Origin of the sequence: Paenibacillus sp. FSL W7-1332 (assembly GCF_037969785.1) — a bacterium.
Classification (GTDB): domain Bacteria; phylum Bacillota; class Bacilli; order Paenibacillales; family Paenibacillaceae; genus Paenibacillus_AQ.
In genome coordinates, this window is the sequence record NZ_CP150209.1 from 7,418,865 (window position 1) to 7,443,782 (window position 24,918).

The 24,918-nt window shown below is 46.4% G+C and carries 25 protein-coding genes; 10 read left to right on the forward strand and 15 right to left on the reverse strand.

Annotation, left to right across the window (positions count from 1 at the left end; all coding sequences use genetic code 11):
- Window positions 1–8: 8 nt before the first annotated feature.
- The 3 genes from MKX98_RS33595 to MKX98_RS33605 form a co-directional block, all read right to left on the reverse strand.
- Window positions 9–959, reverse strand: coding sequence for a sugar ABC transporter permease (locus MKX98_RS33595; RefSeq protein ID WP_339220715.1), 951 nt, complete (start codon window positions 957–959; stop codon window positions 9–11).
- Between the two features lie 299 nt (window positions 960–1,258).
- The gene (locus MKX98_RS33600) at window positions 1,259–2,734 is read right to left on the reverse strand and encodes an extracellular solute-binding protein (RefSeq protein WP_220687086.1); all 1,476 of its coding nucleotides are present in this window, start codon (window positions 2,732–2,734) and stop codon (window positions 1,259–1,261) included.
- Window positions 2,735–2,928: 194 nt separating this feature from the next.
- Window positions 2,929–3,477: a YdcF family protein gene (locus tag MKX98_RS33605; RefSeq protein WP_339220717.1), complete on the reverse strand. Its 549-nt coding sequence runs from the start codon at window positions 3,475–3,477 to the stop codon at window positions 2,929–2,931.
- Window positions 3,478–3,872: 395 nt separating this feature from the next.
- Between MKX98_RS33605 and MKX98_RS33610 the strand changes: the two genes are divergently transcribed.
- Window positions 3,873–5,018: an ROK family transcriptional regulator gene (locus MKX98_RS33610; protein ID WP_233354698.1), complete on the forward strand. Its 1,146-nt coding sequence runs from the start codon at window positions 3,873–3,875 to the stop codon at window positions 5,016–5,018.
- 154 nt (window positions 5,019–5,172) lie between these two features.
- Here the strand turns inward: MKX98_RS33610 and MKX98_RS33615 are convergent, their stop codons facing one another.
- The 5 genes from MKX98_RS33615 to pnuC form a co-directional block, all read right to left on the reverse strand.
- Window positions 5,173–5,976, reverse strand: a complete 804-nt coding sequence (locus tag MKX98_RS33615; RefSeq protein ID WP_339220720.1) for a hypothetical protein — start codon at window positions 5,974–5,976, stop codon at window positions 5,173–5,175.
- A gap of 261 nt (window positions 5,977–6,237) precedes the next feature.
- Complete coding sequence (locus MKX98_RS33620) at window positions 6,238–6,789, reverse strand: NADAR family protein (RefSeq protein WP_339220722.1); 552 nt, start codon at window positions 6,787–6,789, stop codon at window positions 6,238–6,240.
- Between the two features lie 2 nt (window positions 6,790–6,791).
- Entirely contained in the window at window positions 6,792–7,676 is an 885-nt protein-coding gene (locus MKX98_RS33625; protein WP_339220724.1) for an NUDIX domain-containing protein, read from the reverse strand.
- Between the two features lie 54 nt (window positions 7,677–7,730).
- Window positions 7,731–8,765: an AAA family ATPase gene (locus MKX98_RS33630; RefSeq protein WP_339220725.1), complete on the reverse strand. Its 1,035-nt coding sequence runs from the start codon at window positions 8,763–8,765 to the stop codon at window positions 7,731–7,733.
- Window positions 8,762–9,439, reverse strand: coding sequence for a nicotinamide riboside transporter PnuC (gene pnuC, locus MKX98_RS33635; protein ID WP_339220728.1), 678 nt, complete (start codon window positions 9,437–9,439; stop codon window positions 8,762–8,764). Before pnuC ends, MKX98_RS33630 begins: the two co-directional genes overlap by 4 nt.
- 312 nt (window positions 9,440–9,751) lie before the next feature.
- Here pnuC and MKX98_RS33640 point away from each other — a divergent pair, with 312 nt between their 5' ends.
- Entirely contained in the window at window positions 9,752–10,861 is a 1,110-nt protein-coding gene (locus MKX98_RS33640) for a PRK06851 family protein (protein ID WP_339220730.1), read from the forward strand.
- Window positions 10,862–10,977: 116 nt separating this feature from the next.
- On the opposite strand, the gene MKX98_RS33645 is transcribed toward MKX98_RS33640, so the two are convergent.
- From MKX98_RS33645 to MKX98_RS33670, 6 genes are all read right to left on the reverse strand, one after another.
- Entirely contained in the window at window positions 10,978–12,048 is a 1,071-nt protein-coding gene (locus tag MKX98_RS33645) for a hypothetical protein (protein ID WP_339220732.1), read from the reverse strand.
- A 79-nt stretch (window positions 12,049–12,127) separates the two neighbouring features.
- A complete protein-coding gene (locus MKX98_RS33650) occupies window positions 12,128–13,201 on the reverse strand; it encodes a hypothetical protein (protein WP_339220734.1) in 1,074 nt (357 codons plus the stop codon).
- 115 nt (window positions 13,202–13,316) lie between these two features.
- Window positions 13,317–14,378 (reverse strand): hypothetical protein, encoded by a 1,062-nt coding sequence (locus tag MKX98_RS33655; RefSeq protein ID WP_194540242.1) that lies wholly within the window; start codon window positions 14,376–14,378, stop codon window positions 13,317–13,319.
- The gene (locus MKX98_RS33660) at window positions 14,362–14,940 is read right to left on the reverse strand and encodes a sigma-70 family RNA polymerase sigma factor (protein ID WP_194540243.1); all 579 of its coding nucleotides are present in this window, start codon (window positions 14,938–14,940) and stop codon (window positions 14,362–14,364) included. Before MKX98_RS33660 ends, MKX98_RS33655 begins: the two co-directional genes overlap by 17 nt.
- Window positions 14,941–15,380: 440 nt before the next feature.
- A complete protein-coding gene (locus MKX98_RS33665) occupies window positions 15,381–15,785 on the reverse strand; it encodes a VOC family protein (protein WP_194540244.1) in 405 nt (134 codons plus the stop codon).
- A gap of 397 nt (window positions 15,786–16,182) precedes the next feature.
- Window positions 16,183–17,070 carry a sigma-70 family RNA polymerase sigma factor gene (locus tag MKX98_RS33670; protein ID WP_339220737.1) on the reverse strand — a complete coding sequence of 296 codons (888 nt, stop codon included), beginning with the start codon at window positions 17,068–17,070 and terminating at the stop codon, window positions 16,183–16,185.
- Window positions 17,071–17,277: 207 nt separating this feature from the next.
- On the opposite strand from MKX98_RS33670, the gene MKX98_RS33675 reads away from it, so the two are divergent.
- The 5 genes from MKX98_RS33675 to MKX98_RS33695 all read left to right on the forward strand — a co-directional run bounded on the left by MKX98_RS33675 (window position 17,278) and on the right by MKX98_RS33695 (window position 21,540).
- Window positions 17,278–17,655 carry a VOC family protein gene (locus MKX98_RS33675; RefSeq protein WP_194540246.1) on the forward strand — a complete coding sequence of 126 codons (378 nt, stop codon included), beginning with the start codon at window positions 17,278–17,280 and terminating at the stop codon, window positions 17,653–17,655.
- A gap of 249 nt (window positions 17,656–17,904) precedes the next feature.
- Entirely contained in the window at window positions 17,905–19,083 is a 1,179-nt protein-coding gene (locus tag MKX98_RS33680) for a sensor histidine kinase (RefSeq protein ID WP_339220739.1), read from the forward strand.
- Entirely contained in the window at window positions 19,070–19,717 is a 648-nt protein-coding gene (locus MKX98_RS33685) for a response regulator transcription factor (RefSeq protein ID WP_220687074.1), read from the forward strand. Before MKX98_RS33680 ends, MKX98_RS33685 begins: the two co-directional genes overlap by 14 nt.
- Window positions 19,718–19,866: 149 nt before the next feature.
- Entirely contained in the window at window positions 19,867–20,760 is an 894-nt protein-coding gene (locus tag MKX98_RS33690; RefSeq protein ID WP_339220741.1) for a type II CAAX endopeptidase family protein, read from the forward strand.
- 138 nt (window positions 20,761–20,898) lie between these two features.
- The gene (locus MKX98_RS33695; RefSeq protein WP_339220743.1) at window positions 20,899–21,540 is read left to right on the forward strand and encodes an SDR family NAD(P)-dependent oxidoreductase; all 642 of its coding nucleotides are present in this window, start codon (window positions 20,899–20,901) and stop codon (window positions 21,538–21,540) included.
- A 45-nt stretch (window positions 21,541–21,585) separates the two neighbouring features.
- Here the strand turns inward: MKX98_RS33695 and MKX98_RS33700 are convergent, their stop codons facing one another.
- Window positions 21,586–22,131: an XRE family transcriptional regulator gene (locus MKX98_RS33700; RefSeq protein WP_339220745.1), complete on the reverse strand. Its 546-nt coding sequence runs from the start codon at window positions 22,129–22,131 to the stop codon at window positions 21,586–21,588.
- Window positions 22,132–22,460: 329 nt separating this feature from the next.
- On the opposite strand from MKX98_RS33700, the gene MKX98_RS33705 reads away from it, so the two are divergent.
- From MKX98_RS33705 to MKX98_RS33715, 3 genes are all read left to right on the forward strand, one after another.
- Window positions 22,461–23,357 (forward strand): MBL fold metallo-hydrolase, encoded by an 897-nt coding sequence (locus tag MKX98_RS33705; protein ID WP_194540251.1) that lies wholly within the window; start codon window positions 22,461–22,463, stop codon window positions 23,355–23,357.
- Between the two features lie 42 nt (window positions 23,358–23,399).
- Entirely contained in the window at window positions 23,400–24,398 is a 999-nt protein-coding gene (locus MKX98_RS33710) for an alpha/beta hydrolase (protein ID WP_339220746.1), read from the forward strand.
- 119 nt (window positions 24,399–24,517) lie between these two features.
- Entirely contained in the window at window positions 24,518–24,898 is a 381-nt protein-coding gene (locus tag MKX98_RS33715) for a RidA family protein (RefSeq protein WP_036618341.1), read from the forward strand.
- Window positions 24,899–24,918: the final 20 nt, after the last annotated feature.

Consider the following 24,918-nt stretch of genomic DNA (forward strand, 5'->3'; position numbering starts at 1 on the left):
TATGGAAACTAATACTCGTAGCCTTTGTTCGGCACAAATTTATCGATTAACAGCTTTGCCGTTACTAATATGACGAACAGGATCATACCGACTGCGGAAGCGTAGCCGTAATTCCGATACTCTACGCCAAAAGCCAAGTTAAACATGTAGAGGCCGATGACATCCGTCGACCCGAATGGGCCCCCATTTGTCATAATGAGGATGATTTCAAAGCCCTTCATCGTGCCAACGATCAGGAACAAAGCGCTGACCCGAATAATTGGCGTAACAAGCGGCATTGTAATTTTAAACAAGCGCGACATATGTCCGGCCCCTTCAAGAATCGCCGCCTCGTACAATGACTTTGGAATCGCCAGCATCGCATTGGCAAAGATAATGACGTACAAGCCGACGCCGCCCCATACCCATGCCGGGATAATCGCTGCAAGCGCCGTGTTTTCATTGCCCAGCCAATAGAAATTACCGGTATCAATGCCAATGAACTTTAGAAGCCCATTCAGCAAACCGTACGATCCGTCATAAATAAAAGCCCAGAGGAGCGCGACTACGACCGTAGATAACACATTCGGAAAGAAAAACAATATCTTCAAAAACTTATTTTCTTTATACGATTTATTTGTAATTAAATAGGCAAGTATCAAAGAGATGATAATAACAAAGAAGGGCACCGTTATCATTAAAATCAAGTTGTGGGTAAGCGCGCGCCACACGTATTTATCTAGAAATGCGGTGACGAAATTGGACAGCCCCACAAACGTTGCATCCGTAAACCCGTCCCAATTGAGCAGCGCATAATAAACGGATAAAATGTTCGGAAACAACGTAAAAAGCAAATATCCGCCAAAGGGAGGCACGATGGCTATGAACAGAAATATCCACTTCTGCGTATTCGCTTTATCTAGACCCATACGCTTGCGCATAGGGGCTTTTGATGTCGTCACAACGGTTGAATCTGACACGAGAGGTCAACTCCTATCTTACTAGACGTTTATAAGAGGTTGTTCAAAAAATCGCCTTTTGATCACGAAGTGAGTCAAGAAGTAACTCGGCATCGAATCTTGAATTCAGCCGGGCCTTCCGGTGCTCACGTACCCAGAACGTACGCTCCGCTCCTCACTCCCTAGCTTCATCCAACCTTCTCGGTGCTGAAAATCCGACTTTTTGAACACGTACTATAAGTCATTTTCAGCGTGTAGCCTATAGGTCGCAGAAGTTAAAACGGAAGAGCGGAGATGAATCCTCCCCGCTCCATCACGTCTTATTTTTTCTTTTCAGCCTCTACTGCTTTCTTCAGCAGCTCTTCAGCTTGCTCCAGAATCGGTTTCGGATCCTGCATACCCATAGCAAATTTAACAATATTCTCATTTAATAATTTTTCCGCTTGAGCAAGATTCGGATCCGAAATACTGATAGACCGGCTTGCTTTATAAGTTTGAGCATTATTATCCGCAATGTATTTCAGAACAGATTGGGCGGAGCTGGAAAGATTAGCTGTTCTGGCAGGGTCTTCCGTCAAATCCTTGCGCATTGGCAAAGCGCCTGCTTTTTCAGCAGCGAATTGTTGATTTTCAAGCGTAACCATCCATGTGATCAATTCTTTGGCCCACTTTTTGTTAAGCTCCGGCTTAGCTGCCCAGATATAGTTGAAGTTTGAAGTGCCGCTTCGAATCCAAAGCGTTTGATTGGTGTCATCTCTGAAAGGAACAGCCATGAAGCCCCAATCGAAATCCTCGGGTGTTGCTTCCTTCATCTCATTCTCGACATGAGTCCCTGTCGATACCATCGCCGCTTGCCCCTGAATAACCTGCATTTGCGATTGCGTATGGTTCAATGCCGGAAGTCCTTCTGCAAAATATCCTTGTTGGCCAAGCTCGTAGATGCGCGTCCAGGTTTCAACCGTCTCCGGATTTGTGTATTGCGGCAGACCATAGGTTCTATAATTTTCGATAAATTCGTCGACATGGCCATTGATATCAGCCAGCTCAAAATTTTTGGCTGTTCCGAAAGCCCAGTTATGGTAGCTTGGATGAATACCCGGGAACGTTATGGGAGCAATGCCGTCCGCTTTAATATCTGCTAGAAGCGCTTTAAATTCATCCCATGTGTTCGGGTTTTGGTTCCAGCCATGCTCTTCGAATAGCTTTTTGTTAAAAAACAACCCGCCAAAGCTGCTCGCCGTCGTGAATTCATACCTTTTTCCATTGATCAGCTGCGTTGACTCGTACATACCCGGCATCATAAGATCCTTGACCTTTTTGTCCGGCACGTCTGGAAGAGGGTATTCCCAAATGTCATCCATTGGTTCAAGCTTGCCGGCTTCAGCAAGCCCCACGATACCTCCCGCTGGATCCGTATTAAATAGATCAAACATGTCATTATCATTGCCTGCAGAGATTTTTGTAGAAAGAATCGTCTTCATATCGGCTGAAGCCGTGATGTCTATTTTGACATTTGGATACTTGGCTGTGAACGATTCAACTGCATAATCGAACCACTCCCGGCCATATCCTCCTACAAAGAAGCCTACCTTTAGCGTTACTTCCTCATTCTTCGGCAATCCATTCTCGTAAGTCTCTACCTCTGCAGATACACCTGGCTTATCCGCCCCAGCAGGAGTTGTACTTGGGCTAGCCTCGTTCTTCCCGCTGTTTCCACCGCAACCAGCCAGCATAGCTAAAGATAATGCCGCTGCAACACCCGTGCTCATGAATCGTTTCATTTTTCCATTAAACATTATTTCGCCCCCGTTAATTAATAAATAAATTGGATTAACTATTTAAGCATAACTATGTTTTGTTAATTACCAATCAAGTCCGGGTAAATAATTTGTAAACAACTTTTGGCTTATAGCCACTTAAGCCTCACCTCCCATATATTCTGTAAACGCTTACATTCTAATCACTTGTCGACCAGTTGTCAACCACTTTGTCAATTGTTTTGATCATTGATTTCCCGCCTGATAATGGGGAGCGTTAATCGAAACGCCCGAATTTCTGAAAATGTTAATTTGAGCTGGAATCCCACAATGCTTCTAAGGCTTCGATTAGCGCTGAAACCGCCATTCATGCCAAGACGATGCATAATATACTTCGTGCGGCGGACATGAAATAAATTGGTTATGATCATAAAAGATTTTAGCTGGTACTGCTCCATCAATTGCTTGCTAAAGATTAAATTCTGAACGGTGTTGTGTGACTTGTCTTCTTTTAATACTCTTTTCGCCGGAACGCCCTTCTCAACCAGATACTTCTTCATGAGCTCTGCCTCCGAGCGACGTGAACCAACGGCTCCCCCCGATACAATGATGTATTTGTGCCCATACTGCTGAAAAAGTTTGTAAGCCTCATCCAGTCTTTCCTTAAGCAAAGGGTGTATTCGGCCGTCTTTAGATACATAGCCAAGTACAATAATCGCATCTGCTTTACCAGGTTGTAATATAACTGCATGCAGCCAGCATATGTAAGCCAGCACCGTCATCGCTGCGATTGCAATTATCCATCCGATCCATACCATTACTTACTCCTCTAGGCGTCATTTTCTGTATTTAATCAAATCAGTTTACAAATATAATATCTTTTTTTATAACAATGTCAATACAATCTGTTTCGTTTTTTAAGTATTTTTGGAATATAACTTCTCGCATTGATTGTATTCTGCTGCATAATACCGCCATCTATCGTCGTTTTTATGAAAATTTAAATGATATGCTCGTTGAATTAAACGAACTTGCAACTTTTATTCGCCTCGTATTAATGCTACACTTGAAGCAAAGTATGTTTCTAATTTGTCAAATGTTTTGAATCTATATTATATAAAACGTTGTTGGAAAGAGGATGCATATTGTGAGTGATTCGGTTAAACAAACCAGCCATATGTTATTAAAATCAATTAATCAGCAGAAGGTTCTTTTTCTCATTTATTCAGAGGGGCCGATCTCTCGCGTAGAGCTTGCGGAAAAGACTGGACTAAGCAGACAAACGGTAACCAATATCGTGAATCGCCTGTTGAAGGAAAAAATAATCGTGACAGGGGAGCTTATCGACTTGGAGGCAGGCAGCGGAAGGAAAAGAGTCGGCCTTCATATCAACAGCGGCCATTTTTATGCCATCGGGCTTGAGCTCGCCGGCAAATACATTCGCGGAAAAGTGTTCAACCTGCGTCAAGAAGCTGTCGCATCCGCAGAACGCACGAGCAACAAATATGGTTCTATCGATGTGCTGATGCAGCTGTTGCATGAAGTTATCGACGAGCTGCTCACCCAGGTACCCAACTCCTCCAAAGTAAAAGGGATCGGAATCAGTATGCAGGGCCTGGTAGATTCTCAGCATGGCATCGTTCTGCGAACACCCGGCATAGGCGTTCATCGCCTGCCGCTCAAGCAGCTGCTTGAAGACCAATATAACATCCCCGTGTATATTGAGAACGATGTCAATCTTCTCTCTGTCAACGAGAATATGAACGGCTGCTTGAAGGATTCTAATAACAATATCACCATCAAGTTTGATTACGGTACAGGCGGCGCGATCGTCCATGATAAACAAATTATAGCGGGATCAAGCTTTGTTGCAGGTGAATTCGGGCATTATAAAGGCTTCTATGGAGAAGATGCCTATCCATGCCATTGCGGCAGATCCGGATGCTTAACGACGCTGGCTTCCAGCAGCGGACTTAGTGTTTCCATCAAATGCACACTAGAGGAGTTCGCAGAAGGCATAAGAACAGGAGATCCTAAGTTCCTTAGCTTATACGAAAAAATTGTCGATGGCATCGCGATCGCCGTTACCAATATCATTACATTTATAAATCCAGACAGTCTGCTTATAACGGGCCGAGTCATTCATACCATCAGCCCCGAAATGTTCAACGAGATTAGAGCCAGGGTGATGCACCAGTTGCCTGTGACAGTTAATAACGTACAATTGATCTACCTTCATAACAAACCGGATGAAACCAAGCTTGCTGCCGGGTTAGTTATTAAACGCGCATTTGAAATACCGCTGGATACTTTATCTCTTTAATTGACCCCGTTTTTGGATGTCATTCCCAAAATGGATAAATCGATGTACGCAATAAACAGAACTCTCCATACTCGGAGAGTTCTTTCTTTGTAATCCATATCCTTCGCCCATATCGTCAGTACGCTGGTATACCCCTAGTAGACGCTATTGTGCGCTAGTGCGTCGATTCCGTTTGCGTATCAACTCGGCAAGTTAGATTAGCCAGTCGCCGTATCTCATCGCTTAACCTTCGATTGACCGGATACACTTCTTCTATGAAATTTAAAATGCGAAGTGCCGATTCGGGAACATGATCGTAACCCTGTATCATCTCTCCTATGATTTCCGCAAAACGGGGGTATCTCCGCTCTAAACGCCTCTCATTGCCGAATGGGTCGGGATAGTAGTCCACCTCTTGCTCCAGCAGATGGAGCACGGATAGAATCCTGTCGACTGCGTATCCTTGAACAAACCTCGTCGCGGATAGACGCTCTCCCCTAGCATAGCGACCAAGCCCCACGTACAGATTGGTTAAGGCTTCATTCAAAGGAAAGTCCAAGGAATCCACTTTTAGGCTGGGGATCGGGTTGGAAGGTTTAGCGATTGCCGTATTGGCATACATAGGGTCCTTCCAAATGACCCGACCTTCCGTATAGGTGGCGTTCGCCAGCTCCCATTCCTCGAATACAGCATATTCCCCGAAAATACCGTCCTCGAACAGGACTTTGTAACCAACACCCGAATTCTTAAATGAATAGGCAAGAGGGTGTACGTCCTCGAGCCAATCCAACCGGTCTATATATCTGTTTTTCTCCCCGGGCTTTACAATGACAAAGAAATCTAAATCCGAATATTCATCCAACCGGTCTGTCTCGACCCCAACGGAACCAACTCCCAATAATAAAAGAGCTCCCCCCTTGCGTTCGAGCGACTTGCCGATCTCGCCCAGCCGCTGTAACAGCGATTCTGATCTCAACATTACGAATCCTCCCTTGTTTTGGAATGCAAAAAGGGTCCAACCCACTTCTCAGCGAGGTTGAACCCGAAGGTTACATTGCCTTTATTATCCTACCGTGAAATTATCACGTATTCTTGTTGCTGTCAATCGAAAAACTTGCCGTCACTTATGATAAGATTCAGCTTAACGGGTCTATCGACGGAATATAAGAAGGAGCTTGTTGCGGCGCATACGATTACGCTGAAGTAGTACGATCCCTAACTCTGTGATCCTGCCAAAAAACTATCTCTGCTGCAGCTCGTCCCGCGCTTCGGTCAGCGCGAACCCCAGCAGGTTCTGGCCCCGCCATTTCACGGGATTCTCCGCATCCGGATTGGACTGGCCCATGCCGATCCCCCATATGCGGTCCCGCGGGCTGGCTTCGACGAGGATGCGGTTCTTCGTTGACTTGAGATAATCGCCGAGCTCCGGATTCTGCGAAAACTTGGCCAAGCTGGCTCTTTTCACAATGCCGTAGCATTCCTTGTCCCAAGTATCCTTGTCAAAGTTCCGGACCGCGCGCCCATAAGCCTTCATCTCCTTAGGATGCTTAGCTGTAAGGATCGACTCCAGCATTTCATGGTCGCCGAACAGTCTTGCCTTCTCGGCCATCATAAACTGCTCGGCACAGGAATACTCCGTCCCTTCTACCGTGAACGGGCACATCCACCACTGGCTGAAGCAGCTTTTGTCGACGCTCCCGTCCTTAGGCGGCGTATGGCCCCAAAAGAATACAAACTTGAACGTTCTCCCTTCGTTATATGCTTTTCTTAGCTCATCGAGATTGTAAATCATCGTTAGTCCTCCAGTTTTCTCCGATACAAGCGGGATGGCCTGTGTCCCGCATTTTCGGTGTAATGATCAGTCTCCGCCACGAGATCGGCCACCTTCCGCCGGAAGGCCGCCTTCAATAGCTCTTTATCCATAATGACCTCATAAACCTGCTGCAGCTCCGTCAATGTAAAAAGCTCTGGCATTAAGTGCAGCGCAATATCGGTATAGTTCACTTTTCCCCGCAGCCGCTCGATCGCGCACGCTATAATCTTCGCGTGGTCGAAGGCCAAACCGTTATTCGATACGATCTTATATTCCGTGCTGGTGGATGTCGTCTTCACGGTCAACGTCCTGGCCACGATCGCCGAAAGCTCCTCTTCACCACTTAGCTTGAGTTCATACTCCAGCGTCTTGACGTATCCGTCCTCCATCAGCTCTTTCTGCTCCCGCAGCAGCCGATAGGAGACCTTGAACCAAGCGGCGTCGGCCGCATCGTCTCCCGCCTGAAGCTCCAATTTATCGCTGTTGATCAGAGCCATGTAGCTGCAGCTCATCACCCAGGTTCGGGGATCTCGCCCGATATCACTGAACGTATACAACTGCTCCAAATAAACGTCGTCCACGCCGGTTTCCTCGCGCAGTTCCCTTGCCGCAGCCTGCTCAGTCGTCTCGCTCGGCTGGACAAAGCCGCCAGGCAGCGCCCATTTACCCAGGAAGGGGTGACCTCCCCGGCGAATGAGCAGGATGCGGAGCTCTTTTTCGGGTAACTTCCGATAGCTGTCAGCCGCCTCGTCCGTAACCGTGAAGATCACCATATCGGTTGCCACCGAAGGCCGCTCATAATCTCCTGCCCGGTACTTCTCCAAAAATTCGCGTTCCGTAAGTCCGTCCCGATCCAACAAGTCCAATGGGGGCGCCTCCTTGTTTTTTGATTCTAAATGGGTTGTGGTTATGGGTTCATTTTACTCCCTGTCTGCATCTAATTCTAACCGTTTTAGCTCCCCGAAATAGTTTCGATAGGGCTCGAACTTCGCCAGCACCTCGTCTACCTTGCGCATGCGCTCTTCCAAGCTTCCCCGAAGCATAATGTAGGGAATGCGCCGCTCCTTCAAATCCGCGATGATCTGTTTATGAAAAACATGCCGCTTCTGATTCCCGCTTCGATCCCACGTATCATCGTAAGGAATATCGTCGTCGCACAAGAAGAACAGATCGTAGCGCTGCGCGTTCTCCAGGGCAATCCGTGTTAATCGTTCTGGCGCCCGGCCATGGTAATCCATGGCGAACATATACGTCGTAATCGCATTGGTATCGACGAAGAGAAATCGGTTCGCCGCGAGCAAAGCCTGCTCTTCGCGCTCGATATGACCCACAGCGATTTCATCAAACGCCTCCAGGCCGATTCTGCGGTCCACCTGATGCTCGGTCCAATAATCGCGTCCGTATTCACTCGCGTAGGTCGTGTTATACCGCCGTGCCAGCGCTTCAGTGATGGTCGACTTGCCCGTCGACATCGCCCCAACAAATACCACCTTCGTGATTAAGTCCCGGTACACGATATCACTTATGAACTCCCTGTACTTATATGGGTCGGAACGGATCATCGTTGCAGAGATCGGAACCCGCTCGCGGGCTTCATCGACCCGCTGGTCGACCGAGCCCAAAGCAAGACTCATATGCCTGCCGTAAAACTCACTCGAGTAAAAATGCGTTACTTGCTCGCCGTTCAGTAAACGGAGGATATACTGTTCTTCCCGAATCTCGTGCTCTCTGTCATCCGAATACCCGTCAGGACCGTCCCAAGCTTCGATGACCCGGACTGCCGGGTACAGCCGTCGAATCCAATTCGCCCGGATATGAAGCGGGATCGGCGTGACCGTCGTCTCGTAAATGACCACGATTAACTCATCGACCTCCTGCAGCGCCGTTTCGATCATGAACTGATGCCCTTTATGCAGCGGGGCAAACTTCCCCAGCGTTAATCCGAGCGTTTTCATGCCGCCACCTCCTTGACCCCTTTGTTCCAATTGTAATAGCCGTATACCGCATTAACCAAATACGCGCTCCACATGACGATCATCAGCATGCCTTCGCTGCTGCCCTCCAGCAATCGAATCGCCCACAGCAGCACCGTAAACAAATTCAACACAATATAGACCAGCCATTGTTCCTTGAATCTGCGGACCATTAAAAAGGTGGCCACAACGGACAGCACCGTCGTAGTAGCGTCGATGTAAGGCGAGTTCTGTCCCGGGATGAACGAAAGCCCAAATCCCAGCAGCAAACAGCCTAAAATGCAGACTGTCCCAACGAGAAGCAGACCTTTAAGTTCCATTTGGCGCATGATCAGCTTGCCGTCTTGGCGGTGATTTTTCCACATGTAGAAGCCAATGACGTTCATCGGAACGAAGAATAACAGATTTAGCATGACCTCTCCAAACAACCCGTTAATATAGGCCAGATAAGCGTAACCGACTGTATTGTACATGCCGAAAACATAGCTCATTAGATTGCCCTTCGCCGCAAGCACCACGCATAGCACCCCAGTAATAAAAACGGTAAAACCGAATAAAGAGTCCTTAGAAATCACCGTAAACCCCACAGCAATCGAGGTGAACAGCACCAACCACGCGATTTCGAACAGGTTCCAGCCACTCGCAACCTTTTTCACAATTCATCCCCTCAGCTTTCTCCACTGATTTATAGAAGGAAAACACCCAACACACTTAGTATCGTTTTGTTAATAACACTTTGTTACTATCAAAAATAACAGAAAGTCCTGCGTAGGGCAAGTGAAATCTCCCCATTTGTCGCAGGCTTGATCTTTTACCTTCTGTTGTCCCTTCAACAATTAGCGAAAATCATAGGAGAGGACGAACACCACTTGTTACAACGCGGAATATACAAATGAATAGGCACTTATCCCAATCATGCTTATTCTGTAAACTTTGCGAATCGGAATAGGCACAAAGGAGGGTTTAGGTTGGTACTAACATCATCTCACTATTTTGCCCACGGCAACACTGCGCGCGGGGCTCATTTCTTGTATACATCCGCATTTGATGGGTTGAACAAGATATTTGTCCTTACGGGGCCCCAAGGCACGGGGAAATCGACGGTCATGCAAAGCTTGGTGGATCGCCTGCTGGATAAAGGCTTCCATGTGCAATGTTTCCACTCCCCTCTCCGTCCCGACGAACTGGATGGCATTATTTTTACGGAATTGAAGGTTGGTATTGTCGACGGGCGAGTCAGTAAGGGGATTTCGGATAGCGGGGCCGGTGACATCGTCTTTATCGATTTTGGGGAAGCGTTCGATAACAGCCTTATTTCACCGGGAGACTTCATCACGATAGAAGATCTTAGCGGCAAGCTTGAGAACGCCTATTCAAATGTGTATGAAACATTCGCAACGGCCCTACGGATTCATGACGAGTGGGAAAAATTTTATATCGATAACATGGATTTTGCGAAGGCCGACCAGATTGCGCTGGAATTGGTTCAAGAATTATACGCCGGTCATGAAAGCGATACGCCAACTGCTTCGCGTCACTTATTTTTCGGGGCTGCGACTCCAAGGGGAGCATTCGATTTTATTCAAAGCTTGACCGCTCAGCTGGAAAGACGGATTTTCATCAAAGGAAGGGCGGGATCCGGCAAATCGACGCTGCTGAAAAAGCTTGCCTCCGCTGCCGAACAGAAAGGAATCGACGTTCAAGTGTTTCATTGCGGCTTTGACCCGAACAGTCTGGATATGCTGATATTCCCGGAGCTTCAAACAGCGATCTTCGACAGTACCGCTCCGCATGAATACTTCCCCGATCGGGACGGGGATGAGATCCTAGATATGTACACACGGACGATAGCCCCTGGTACCGATGAAGCCTATGCTGACGAAATAGCCGGTATCAAGGCGCGCTATTCGGCAAAAATGAAAGAGGCTACCTCCCATCTGGCGGAAGCCGAAGCCATCGATTCTCAGATTAAGGCCTACTATGTTGCGGCCACCGATTTTTCGATCGTAGAGAAACTCCATTTGCAATTACAGTCCGAATTGAATGCACTGATGAGCTCCATTCAGCCTTCAAAATAAGATAACACCCAAAGGCGTTATATTTCAGGCGGGGCCCAGCAGTCTAATGCAAGCTGAGCTCCGTTTGAGATTGAATCTGCTTCCGCAAGTTATATAGGAGATTTCCACATTTAGAATCAGTTGATTAATATTTTTGGCTCCTCATTTGCAGGCCCTACGATTGTGTTTCCGCCGAAACTGAGATGCTGACCATACTTCTCTACGATAAAGCTGTTAAACGATCCATCTGCATCCACTGTAGCAGTGACTGTAGGAGCCCCTTTTTTGGTGAACGTCATTTGATCCTTATCCCATGCATTTGTTCCTCTTGCTCCCTTATATCCCTTCAAATCAAAATTTATCATCGCTTTCGCATCTTTCACTGCGTTCTTCGTTAATGCATCCAACGTCAGCTTCTTGAGCTTTGCATCTTTTGCTTTTTCTTTCTTCTGGAATTCTTTGTAATTGTCTACACCTTTACCATTGCTTTGGACACTTGCTTGGAGCAGTTCCAGCGTTTGATCCTCAATTGCAAAGCTCACATCGATCGTTTTTGATTTATACTTATATTGGTACACATTCGGTTTGCCATCAAGGACAAACACACGATCCAACTTTTCTCCTTTCTTGACCTTACCATTGGTAAGCTTGGATAATACCTGAGCAGCCTGCTTCTGCACGCTTGCCGGGGCATCGTCAGGTGCATAATTTACGCCATGTATACTTCCGTTATCCTCCATATAAACTTGTTTATTTTGTTTGGCATTCGATGAGATTGTACCCACACGGTAGATAGACTCGGAGATACTCACGTATTTTGGTTCTTCCCCTGGGAATAACGTTTCCCATGTTTCCTTCAGTTTGCTTTGATATTTCCCACCGTTTAAATCTTCATAATTGATGTTGATACCGATATCATTTAGCTTTCCATTCTTTTTATAAGAAATAGTATCATATTTGAAGTTCTCTCTTTTAAAATTCACAAAGTCTTTCATGGCAGTTCCCTGAATTAACTTATACGTATTTCCTGTTAGCTCTTTCAGTTTATCCTGAGCCTGCTGCATAAGCTTCTGATCCGCTTTAACATTCTGTGAAGCATTGATATTTACTTTGTTGGGCGAATCTGCCCGAACAGGAGTTTGGCATCCCAGCAAACTTCCTGATAATAAAGCTACCCCGAGTATAGGGAAAATTTTCTTTTTGTTCATGTCAATGAATTCCTTTCTTTTGCTACCTCATGGTTATACTGAAATATAAGTGCATCTCCAAGCTGCTTTTCAATACATATCAGTCAATTAACAATTTGAGTTCTTCATTTGGGGGACCTGCGATGGTCATTCCGGAAAAATCGATTGTCTGATTATATTTATCAATGGTAAAGCTGCTAAACGATCCGTCTTTATTAAATCTGGCAGTAACTGAAGGCGCCCCTTCTTTGGTGAACGTCATATGATCCTCATCCCATGCATTTGTACCTCTTGCTCCCTTATATCCTTTCAAATCCAGATCCAGCATATTTTTTGCGTCTTTCATTGCGTTCTTCATTAAAGTGTCTAACGTCAACTTCATCATCTTTGCACTTTTTTCTTTTTCTCGTTCCTGGAATTCTTCATAATTATCTACACTTTTACCATCCTTATGATATACATCAGCTTGGAGCAGCTCCAGCGTCTGTTCTTCAATGGAAAAGATTACATCCATCGTTATTGATTTATACTTATATTGATACACATTCGGTTTACCATCGCGGACATACATCCGATCCAACTCAGCACCTTGCTTGACTTTTCCATCAGTAAGCTTGGAGAATACCTGAGCAGCCTTCTTCTGTACGCTTGCCGGGGCTTCGTCAGGAGCATAATTCACGCCATAGATATTTCCATTCTCCTGCATATACATTTGTTTATTTTGCATAGCATTCGATGAGATTGTACCCTCATAGTAGATTGACTCTGAGATATTCACATATTTCGGTTCTTCCCCCGGGAATAAAGCTTCCCACGTTTCTTTCAGTTTGGTTTGATATTTGCCACCATTTAGATCTTCATAATTGATTTTAATACTGATCGTTTCGAGCTTTCCATTCGCGTTATAAGCAATAATATCGTCCTTGATTTTCTCTCTTTTAAAATGGATAGTATCTTTCGTAGTGGTTCCTTGAATTAACGTATACGTATTTCCTGTCAATTCTTTAAGCTTATCCTGAGCCTTTTGCATAGGGGTTTGCTCTGATTTAGCACCTTGTTCAATGTTTGAATTTACGTTGTTATACGCATTGGATTGATTCAGTGTATCAAATCCAAGCAAACTCCCTGATAATAAGGCTGCTCCGACGATAGGAAAAATTATTTTTTTGTTCATACGAATAAACTCCTTTATTTATTATTTACTTACCTACAGTTTGTAATGGAATGCTTCAGCCACGTTGAAATAAATCTATGAAATCAGAAGCCATCACCCCCTCTCATTGCATTGATTAGTCCATTCCTTTCTCAGATAACTGCTTTAGCTCAATTTTAATAGAATAGATCGTTCCTTTAGAGGTGAACAGCGCAGTCACGTCTGGAGAACCCGCTTTGGTGAACGTTAATGTATCGAACCGGTATTCAAGTTTGGATACGTTATAATCAGCCAAGTCCAGATTCATCCAAACTTTAGCTTGTTTCACGGCTTCCTCACGAATCTTGTGCAGCTCAATTGCTTTTGTTTTCTCAACCAAGTCACGATATTTATTTTTATCATCCACTTTATTGAGTTGATCCGACAACGGAAAGGCTACAACCCTTGTGATCTGATTCGTATTTTTTTGTACATCAATGAGGATAGAACCCTTGTCTGTGTTGTACACGAACTTATATACGGGGTTTTGATTGGGTCTTAGGATCATTCGACTCACTGACCGTTTACTTTGTTTAAAATCCCCAACTTTATTAAAAATTTGATCCGCTGCATCTTTTGCAGCATCTGGAACCTGATTCTCTCCAATCGGTTGTGTCGCATAATACCAGTTACCTTCGTCAAATTCGATGGATCTGTTTTCGTTTCGCGCCTCTATGTGAAATGTGTTTGGTTTATATTCGTACATAATTACTTCATTAATTGCTTCTCCCTGAGGGAAAATCTCATTCCAAACCCTTTGCAGCTGGCTTTTAAACTCTTGGTCCTCAATGTCATCAAAGCGAATCATCCCCGAATGAAATTTCTTATTCCCATCCGAGCCTTGTACATAAAGTGTATCCGCCGTCTCATTTGGATTTACTTTCATTTCTTTGGCAAACGGATTAATATATTCAAGTAATGATAGCCGCTCTATGGCTTGAGCCATGACAGGAGTTAGAGACACGCAAAGAGCAACCGATGCCGCTGCGATGACTCCCACTCTTCTTGTAAAGAATGGCTTTTGTCTTGACACGCTTTTGGATTCAAGCTTTTCTACAATCTGTTGACTCATGCTGTGCTCTGGCGTCTCCGTGTCCCGAATCATTTGCTCCACTTGGTGAATATTTACGGTTTTAGATGGATTAGGTGATCGACGCATTCACTGTCCCTCCTTCATTAACTTCCTTCGTCTGCAGTTTTTTGCGAAGGCGTTCATACTTTTTGCGCACGGTTGCTGGCTTCATATTCATGATTTCACTAATCTCGTTAAAGTTGTATCGCTGAATCGCACGGAGAACTAATATGTGTCTCTCTTCGGCAGTCAGTAAATTTAGAAAATCCTTCAGTGTAGCTTGACTGTCTATTTGCTGAGTTGAGGTTTCAGGCTGATCATATTTATAACGATCTATAAAACGAAACCACCTTTTTTTGCTCCTGATTTGATTCAGACTGTAATTGTAGGCAATTTTGTACAGCCATGCCGAGAAAATCATATTTGGACGATACTTATGTATCTGTTCATACACTTTGATAAATATTTCTTGTAGAGCATCCTCGGCTTCTTCCTTGTTTTTGAGCATATGATAACAATAGATATACATTGGTTTTTCAAAGTTTCTTATAATGGAAGCAAAAGCTTCCTTATCACCAAGCTTAGTCCTTTCAACCAGCATCTCGATTTCTTCCGAGTTTGATTTAGACTCTCCGTAATGTCTGTCCAAAAATCTTACCCCCTCCTGCCTACACTCTTAGAACACCAATGCAGCTCATTTTGTGACAGTTGCATCAAAAATAACTTGGAAATCATCGACCTTGAAATGATATAAAAGAAAAAGTATTTACTGGTATAAGGTATCTCTTAGGAATTATTTTTAAGTGAATTTAAACTACTTGCGATACGGTTCAGCTTACCGTCTTTATCGGCGAAAAATGCGAAAGGAGCATGCCGCAACATGCCCCTTTGTATTTTTTGATCATTTTATTTACTGAGGTTTCCCCCTTAGTTTTAAATTGAAGGAACCAAACAAAGCGGATTAGGGGAACCCTTGAAAGGTTGTCTCTAATCTTCCCATAATTTCATCCTGTATCTCTTAGTGTAGTTCCATATCTACCTCCGTCAGGGGGTTTCAGGAAAGCTGTTGAAGTCGCCCTTGCAGTGGATTCAATGTCTACCTCTAAACCGTTTAATCGCGTCCTCGGTCACCGGCTCGAAGAGGTTAAGAAGGTTGCCATCGGGATCGCGGAATAGCATAGAACGGTTCCCCCACGGCATCATGGTCGGTTCCTTTACCCAATGATCGACAAATGGCTTCAAGCGCACATATTCGGCTTCGACATCGTCGACGCGGAACTCAATAATGACCGTGCGATTATAGCCCCCCACTACGGAACCGACGCCGAATAGCTGCGCCGTCTGGGAGTGGCCGATTGCAAGGGTGCATGATGGCAAGGCAAGTTCGGCAAATACGGGCGCGGGTCGCTCCGCCGAAACCCCCATGACTTTCTCATAGAACTCGACGAGACGATCCACGTCGTCAGTAATAATGCGTACAGAAGCGAAATTCACAAGATACCATCCTTCCTAATAACAGGTTTGGCTGTGTCCCACAGCCGTTGTAAACATACATTTTCCTTATCTATCTCCTTTACATTTACCTGTCCAATTATAAAAAAACGCTACTGACAACCTTATGTCAGTAGCGTTTTAGAATTTTTGGGGTTTCCTCACGAATTTGATTTCGGAATCCATCTTGATGCTCTTTCATATCCTCTACGTAATGATAGTTCGATTCCTTCACCTTATCTGCGATGTCATGGTTAAATCGAAGGCATACTCGCAAGTGGCGAGTATCTATAGCTGTATACTCCCTTAGCTCCAGCATGATGGCCAACTAACGATCTGTTTTGTTCATTGAATGCTCCCTTGATACGTAATACGGTACAACAGAAACTTGCCGTTACTTTTAATCTTTCAAAGCGGCGATGTCGAGCCCGCTCAGGCGCACCTGATCGGCTGTCATGCCGATCTCAGTGATCTTGCCATCCACAACCGTGAATTCGAGAATGAATATCGGTTGTTCCAATTGTCCTGCGATGACACCTACCGATTCGTTCACAAGCACCAGCTCCATACTACGGGCACGAGTGGCGAATTGATTAGCCTGCTTGGCCACGGCAACTGAACCGCGAACAATCGGCACATTGGCGACTGGCGCGAACGCGGAGTCGTTTCGAAGTACGACATTCGGGTCCAATATCGAGAGCAGTTTCTCAAAGTCTCCGTTACGCGACGCTGCGAGGAATGCATCGACTAGCTCCCTTTTTCCCTGAAGCTCCGCAGTTTCCGAAGTTGATTCGGTCCCCTGGACTCGACGACGTGCACGGCTCGCAAGCTGTCTTGCTGCGGGCTCGTTACACCCGATAATGAAAGCGATCTCCGAGAAAGACACCGCGAATATATCGTGAAGTACGAACGCAATGCGTTCAGCGGGATTCAATTTCTCGAGGACAACGAGCATCGCAAGACCGACGGAATCAGCAATTACCGCTTCGTGCTCGGGATTGCTTCCGTCTTGATGACCTGTAACCGGTTCAGGTGCACCAGCCATCGCAAGCTCTTCCCGCCGCGACTTACGTGATCGAAGCATATCAAGACACACCCTCGAAATGATGGTTGTCAGCCATCCCCCCATATTCTCGACTTTGCTCGTATTTGAGCGGATAAGACGGATCCATGACTCCTGCACTGCGTCATCCGCTTCGCTCCGAGATCCGAGCATCCGGTAAGCCACCGCCTGCAAATGATTCCGATGCGCCTCAAATTGTTCGACAAGCCAGTTGTGGTCGTTCATGCGCCACAATCCCACCCTTCACTTCTTATTTACTTATTTGTCGATAGAAGCTCTGTAAATGTGACGGAGATGTGAGAAAAAAATTTCGATCAATCGGTCACGTTTTTTCGCACGCTTACGACATTGTTAGTGACAAGGGAAACCGGTCGTCAGGTGATGTGTTCATCGGTGCCCCGAGAAATCAAATTCTTAATTGGAGGAGTTAAAATGAAAACTGTAAACCCATTAGTAATCGTAGACCATTGTGAAGATGCATTAAAGTTCTATCATGAAGTATTGAATGGTGAAGTAAAGGTTCTCAACAAGAATGATGGTAAAGCGACATTCGCCCATTTTCTGTTAGATCATTCTATCATCCAAATTTCTGACTCCGCGGCAGTAGGTTATCCGGTAACCCCTGGCGGGAATCATCGAATCTACCTGCAGTTCGATAATGAAGAGGAAATCAAGACGGTATACGAAGCATTCAAGACAGGCGGAAAAGTTGATTCTGAATTGCAAAAGACCTTTTTTGGCGCACTTCTTGCCGTATTGACTGATAAGTTCGGAGTTAATTGGAACCTGGTTTACTTTTTTGCAAAGTAGAAGTTCGGAGTGATTACTGACTGCTGGTTGAAGAGTTATTTCATTTTTTTTAGTTTGTCATACTCGCAAAGTAAAATGAATGGGCGTCCAACTGGACGCCTTTTGTTCTTCTAGTTCTACTTTTCGCTGTTACTTAGTACGGTTCTTCCTTATCATCTAAAGGGCGAAATCAGGGCACCTAATAGTTGTCAACGGGTGCTGGCTGGAATGCGAGGTTCCAAGTTTATAGATTTCCTGTATGATGATGTTATGAATAGAATATTATCTTTTATGGATTGGGGTATATTCGCTCTTCGTTTATACCATTACATTTTGCTGTTGTCCCAGGCTCTGACGGTAAGTGAGTTTTCGATCCGAACGTTATTAGACGTGATCTGGCTGAGCATAGCCCTTGTCGTCCCTTTGCTGTTCTGGTTTCCTGGGCGCCGGACGACGAACAAATTCTGGTTTTGTATACTAGAGCTGTTACTAGGCGGTTCTTATTATGTGCATTCTGTGATTGATCCGGATCTGACTTCAAAAGCTGACTATTTGCTGCCGAGTCTTACAATGGGGTACTTATTGACTAAGCAAACCCTTTGGATCATCCCCGTCATTGTTTTTATTCCATTTTCCTTTCAATCTTACCTCAGATTATCTTGGGAGCAAGCCCTAAGTATCGGAACAGACAATCTGCTATTCTGCTTCATTGGCATGTGGGCAAGCTTCGTCGCCAAGGCGTATAATCAGAAGAATACACTGGTGGCCGAAGTGGAACGTCAAAATAAACTATTAACTCACTACTCGGCCGAGATCGAGAAAATGACTCTGCTTGAAGAGCGCAACCGCATGTCGAAGGAGCTTCATGATACACTGGGACATTCCTTTATCTCACTCATTCTGAGCCTTGATGCCTCTATTGCCCTTATGGATAGCAAGCCTGCCGAGGCCAAAGATCGATTAACTCGCTTAAGAACATTGGCTGAGAATAATTTGGACGAGATGAGAAACATCGTTCACGAGATGGGAGAAGAAGAGGAATCCAGTCTGATTCGACAGGTTGAATCCCTTGTGGCCCGTTTCCGGGAACACACGGGTACGGTCCTGACTTTGAGTCTGCCGGAGACAGAACGCTCCATACGTTTTGAAGTCCGGCAAGCGGTCCTTCGGGTCATCCAGGAATCCCTTACCAACGCATTAAAGCATGGAAAGGCATCTCAGCTTCATCTGGAGCTTACATTTTCCGAGAGCGATCTGCAATTGTCCGTTCGAAATAACGGGAACCCGATCGACAAGCTCAATTACGGCTTCGGCTTGACCACGATGAAACAGCGGGTTGAGCGGTTGGGTGGTCGCCTTCAGCTATTTTCTGTGAAGGGAACTCCAGCAATGACCGAAGTCCGATGTGAAATCCCGCTGAAAGGAATGATGCCGCATGGAGAAAATTAAGGTGCTGATTGCTGATGATCAAGAATTGATTCTCGAGAGTTTACATATCGTGTTGTCCATGGAAGAAGATTTGGAAATTGTCGGTTTGGCCAAGAATGGCGAAGAGGCACTGAAAGGCTGCGAGCAGTTTATGCCGGATATCGCGTTGATGGATATCAATATGCCAGTCATGGACGGCGTCGCCGCAACGACCCTGATTAAAGAACGAATACCTGCAACCAAAATCATCATGCTGACCTCCTATAAGGAAGTTGAATATGTATTAGCGGCGTTAAGCTGTGGAGCAGAAGGTTATCTGCTCAAAGCCCTTCATCCCAAAGAACTAGCTGCAGGCATACGGGTGGTTCAGGCGGGAGGGACTTTAATCTCGCAGGAAATGGCAAGTAAAATGATCAAGAGCATCAACAATACCAACCCTGCGAGAAATAATGAATTCGGGCTCACTGCCCGTGAAATCGAAGTGCTGCATAAGCTGGCTTCTGGCCTTCGTAATCAAGACATTGCCGAGGCGCTGTATCTTAGTGAAGGAACGGTCAAAAATTATATCTCCACGATTTATTCGAAGCTGAATGTGAAAGGAAGGCGGGAGGCCGCCCGTAAAGCCCGAGATTCGGGAATGCTGGATCATTCATAAGCCGATCCCCAAAAAGCTGGTGACTCATTAGAGTTACCGGCTTTTTTCGCATATAGCCATAGATTAAATGATGACAAAAGCGCACTGTCTCCTATGACTTTTTCAGCCTATACTCATAGCATCAACCAACCGAGGAGGCAATGTAAGACATGAAGAAAAAAGTGTCCGCAAATAAAGAGAGCCTGCAGAATGGCGGGAAATTAAGCGCTTGGAGTACATTTTGGCGTTTTCCAATCGTCTGGACGCTTGCGGGGGCTGTCGGTATTGTTGTCATAGATACGTTATTCCGGCAGTTGACAGAGCGAGTGGACGGGGTGATTTCCCTTGTCCTTACACTAGTGATGGGGTTGCTGGCCATCTTGATTTATAAGCTTACGCTGACATACCTGGCCCGGCGTGCCACTCCGGAGATAGCTGGTCAGCGCGCAGGGATCGAAACCTTGCTGGGCGTGCTAACCGGGACAATCTTTATCGCAGGGTCCGTCTTTATCATTATGGCTCTGGGAGGATACTCCTTTCAGTGGGCAAGTTCTGCGAATGCGGGTTCTGTTCTACTATCCACCATTGGAGCAGCTTTAGGAGCAGCCATTGTCGAGGAGCTTATCTTTCGCGGACTTATGTTACAAGCCATTGATAAACTGGGGGGAACACCGCTCGCGCTCGCTATAACCTCTCTATTCTTTGGAGTTGCCCATCTTGGCAATGCAGGGGCAACATTATGGAGCGGGTTCGCCATAGCCCTGGAAGCAGGCGTTCTGCTCGGAGCGGCCTTCCTGTGGCGGCGGAACTTGTGGTTTGCCATGGGACTGCATTTTTCGTGGAATGCCATTGAGGAGTTGCTAGGCATTCCTGTTTCCGGACACTCATCTGCCGGTCTATTTACTGTAGAGGTGAACGGTGCCGCACTTCTCACAGGTGGCCATTTTGGACTTGAAGGTTCCATTGTTCCGGTTGTGATCAGTCTTCTGATCTCCATTCCAATGCTAATTGGGGCTGCGCGGTATCGAAGGGTTGAGGCCCGGAACCTTCCTGTATCGAAGTAAACGGCAGACAAGTTTCTTCGAAGGCTATTCTATGCGGGATCCCTTGTCATGAAAAAGAAATTCATAATGCTTCCATTTACCTTGTACTCGACCTTACGTCAACGAGTATACTCAATGTAATATGCCCTGCCGAGCGATTTGTCCAAAGCAGGTGCCCCGCGCCAACTAGCCCAAACCATGGGCGATCTCGGCCTCGCGGTCGATATTCTCATCAACAACGTAGGCTTCGGCACATACTGCCGCTTTGAGGATATGGATCCGGAGCGAGAGCAGGAAGAGATTATGTTGAACACCGCTGCGCTTGTCGACCTGACGCATCACTTTCTGCCCGGCATGTTGGGGCGCAAGGATGGCATCGTCGTAAACGTGGCTTCAATGGCCGCGTTTGCGCCTTGCGCCTATTCAGCTGTTTACGGTGCTTCCAAAGCATTCGTGTTATCTTTCACCGAAGCGCTATGGGCGGAAACCCGCGGACGCGGTGTCCGTGTACTTGCCCTGTGCCCGGGTGCGACGGATACAGGTTTTTTCGAGGCTGTCGGCAGCCGGGGCATGGCGGCGGGCAGCGCGATGTCCACCCCGGAGAACGTTGTTCAAGCCGGATTTCTTGGAATCGATAGAGGCAGCAGTTATATCATCGACGGGCGCAACAATTATATGGCGGCACAGTTGGGTCGTTTTCTTCCCCGACGCAGAGTAGCTTTGATCATGGAACGCATGTTCAGCTTAACGGGCCTATCGGCGAAAAATACTAAAGGGGTTCCCTTCCGCTGTTCTTTATAAAAGATCATCAGCGGTTCGTACGGATGTACCTCCAATTCCGTTCCGTCAAAAAGTAGGCGGAGTAGCAACCGCTATTAGCAGCGTTTCGCCTTCCCAGATATTCTTATAACTATGGGGGATTCTGGCATCATAATAGATACTGTCCCCTTCTTCGAGCGTGTAACGTTCATTGCCCAGCATAAACTCCAAACGCCCGGAGTGGACAAATAGAAATTCCTCTCCATCGCTATGGCCGACACCAATGTCGCCGTAAGCCGCTCCTTCTTCCAACACTCCCCATATCGGTCCCATTCGGTTGCTGCTTCCTTGACTGAGCGCGTACCAGGTAATACGGGAACCTTCGGAATGCACCAAAGGTTTGCGCTCGTTTTTCCTAACGACAATGCTTCGTTTCTCCTCGCCAAACAAATCGGTAAAATTCACGTTTAATGCATTCGCTATGCGCTTCAGAACACTGATGGACGGATTCGCCTTATCGCGTTCAATTTCACTAAGAAAAGATAAGGATACAGAGGCTGTTTGAGCTACCTTCTTGAGCGTTAATTTATGTTTTTTTCGCGTGCTTCGAATGGCTTCGCCGATCGAATTCATATGCAACCCTCCTAAATTTTCGATGCAATTTCGCTGTCGGCGAAATTTATAACTTTATAATAGGCGTAAACATGAGCAATATCAAGCCCTTTCACTAGTGCGAAATTACGGTGTAAAAACGTTGATTCGGCGCCATTATTGGACTAACATTTAATCAAGGTTGGTGAACGAATCTTACCCGGGTATCTGAGCATCGTTCATTCCAACAGAATCATTTTCATTTACAGCGAAATTCTCATGGATAATAAGAAACGAATCACATTGATGCAACGGCTTCCTTGTTATTCGGTTCAAAGAGATATGCCCGAAGGACGAAAGGAGTTAAAAGAATGACCGCTAAAATTCCCAAGGTCTATCGAGTCGGTGATGTTACCGTGACGCGTGTCACGGAGATGATGCTTGACGGTATTCCGCCAGAAGTATATTTTCCGGGATCGTGGAACCCCCTGTTCCTGGAGGAGAATCGGAACTCTCTTCCAGCTGGCCTGATCGATGGCAATTCTCAGCTTATCGTCAGCATTGGAACGTGGGTGGTGAAAACCCCGAAGCATACGATCCTTATCGATACGGCTACAGGAAACGATAAAAACTTGCCTTTAAATCCCGATCTCGCCAATCTCCAGCTCCCCTATCTCGAGCGGCTGAAGCAGGCTGGGGTTACACCGGAGGAAGTGGACTACGTTCTGCTGACGCATCTGCATGTGGACCATGTTGGCTGGAATACAAAGCTTGTGGATGGAAAATGGGTACCGACCTTCCCCAATGCCAAATACGTATTTCCCCTCGCAGAGCAGCAATATTACTCCAGCGAGGCCAGCCACAACGAGGCAAACGAAGCAAACTTTAACGTTTACGAAGAAAGCGTATTGCCTGTTGTTGAAGCCGGCTTAACGCAGACCATTGGCCCTGAGGGCGGGGAATTCCTTGATCTATTCACATTCATTCCGACACCCGGCCACAGCATCGGCCAAATGTCTATCCGTCTTAAATCCGGCGAAGAAGAAGCTTTATTCGGCGCCGATGTGATGCATCATCCGTTTCAGGTCTATAATCCGGAATGGAATTCAATGTACTGCGAATTTTCCGATCAAGCGCGTGTTTCACGGCTCCGGGTGCTGGAGCTCATCGCGGATCGCCCGGTCATTTATTTCAGTACGCATTTCCCCGGAAGTGCGGCGGGGTACGTGACTCGCAGCGGGGGCAAGTATAAGTGGAACTTTATTTAATACAGCCTGATAACAAAATTCAATACGGAAGGCGCTGAGCTTATGACAACCCATGATTTTCTTAAAAATAACCCTATCGTGACCGAAGACCTGCATATCCCGAGCGATACGCCGGGAATCGAGCTTTATGTACGAAATAAACGTCCCGCTTCCATGAATACCTTCTCTAACGAAAAAACAATCGTAATGGTTCATGGCGCTACCTATTCAATTGGCAGTCTGTACGATGTGGAGCTGGACGGCTTCACTTTTCTGGACTACCTTGCCAGCCATGGCTATGACGTATACGCCGTGGACGTTCGCGGCTACGGCGGCTCGACAAGACCGCCTGAGATGGAGCAGCCTGCCGACCTTAATCCGCCGCTTGTCCGTACGGAGACAGGTGTCCGGGATTTTGGTACAGCCGTGGACTACGTTCTGAAACGCCGGAATTTGACGAAGGTCAACATACTGGGAATGTCTTGGGGGGGAACCGTTGCGGGAGCTTATACCAGCCAAAACAACGAGAAAGTAAACAAGCTTACGCTTGTTGCACCGCAATGGCTAAGCTCCAAACCGGTTCCGATCGATACCGGAGGCCCGCTCGGTTCGTATCGCCTTGTTGCTGCCGGCAACACGAAGGAACGCTGGCTTAGCGCGGCGCCAGAGCATAAACGCGGTGATCTGATTCCGGACGGCTGGTTTGAACAATGGGTCGAAGCCACTCTTGCTTCGGATCCGGGGAGCTTAACCGATCATCCCGAGCATATCCGGGCGACCAACGGCCCTATCCTGGATATCCGCGAATATTGGACGGTTGGCAAAGCTTTCTATGATCCTAAGGATATCACGGTTCCCGTCCTTCTTGTCCATGCCGAGTGGGATATCGATGTCCCTCTTGAATTGGCGCAGAGTTTCTTCACTTCCCTGACAGGAGCCGCCTACCGCCGCTGGGTGGAAATCGGTGAAGGGACGCACATGGTATTGCTGGAGAAAAACAGACTTCAGGCTTTTCAAGCCATTCGCGGTTTCTTGGATGAAGCATACGCGCCGGCGAAGTAAAGGTGCTCTGCACAGTCGGAATCTAAGTTTATATTGCTTGCCTAATGAGGGGCCCGGGCTGTCGCCTCGGGCCTTTTTTTCACCCATTTATCAAAGAGACGAAAGAGGAATTAAATACGATGAGCCATATCGCTATTACAACAACACAAGCACCCGCAGCTATCGGCCCTTATTCGCAGGCCATCGCTTTAGGAAATGCCGTCTATACGTCGGGCATGCTTCCGATTGATGCCGAAGGAAATCTGAAAGAAGGCATCGTTGACCAAACCCATCAAATAGTAAAGAACCTGCAAGCCGTTTTAGCTGAAGCTGGATTATCTTTAGCAGACGTTGTAAAAACATCCGTTTTCATGACGGATTTAGAGCATTTTCAGCAGATGAATGAAGTGTACAGCCAATATTTCAGCGATCATCACCCTGCCAGAACAACCGTAGAAGTGTCTAAACTTCCAAGAGACGCCAAGATTGAAATAGAGCTTATCGCAGTCAAACGCAATTAAATCCGCTCCATTATCCTTTA